Here is a 397-nt window from a genome sequence, read left to right on the forward strand (position 1 = left end):
TCATACTGCATAGCCGTGAATTTTAAGATACATTGAAGTCGATGTTGCTCATCGTCTTTGACCGATACGTTGTTTAAGATTTGCCAGGCCTGTTGAAGTGTATCCTGAGTTTCGTTGGTTTCATCGTACAACTGTGGTTTTTTCAACCTTTGCATCAGATACTCGGTTTGCCTCGAAGAATGATCTCCGGGAACTTCATCAAACGCTTTTAATACTGTCTCATTATCCAGGTGGCAGCCGTTCAGTTCTCTTGCATTCAATGCCAGCTGAGAATAAAAAATAGCTCTTTCGAGGAGCCAACCACTGCATTCATAATCCTTAACCACCGCATCCGGTGTGACCTGCTCGGGTTTCTGCTTGCCATCCGGTGTCAACAGCAGGCCCCTCAGGCAACATT

Annotated in this window: 1 protein-coding gene; it reads right to left on the reverse strand. The window is 45.3% G+C overall.

What is annotated here, in order from left to right; all coding sequences use genetic code 11:
• Positions 1-397, reverse strand: a 397-nt coding sequence (locus AK963_RS34525; RefSeq protein WP_175404809.1) for a hypothetical protein, incomplete at both ends; no start/stop codon positions are given.

The sequence above is a fragment of the Endozoicomonas atrinae genome, assembly GCF_001647025.1.
Lineage (GTDB): Bacteria > Pseudomonadota > Gammaproteobacteria > Pseudomonadales > Endozoicomonadaceae > Endozoicomonas > Endozoicomonas atrinae.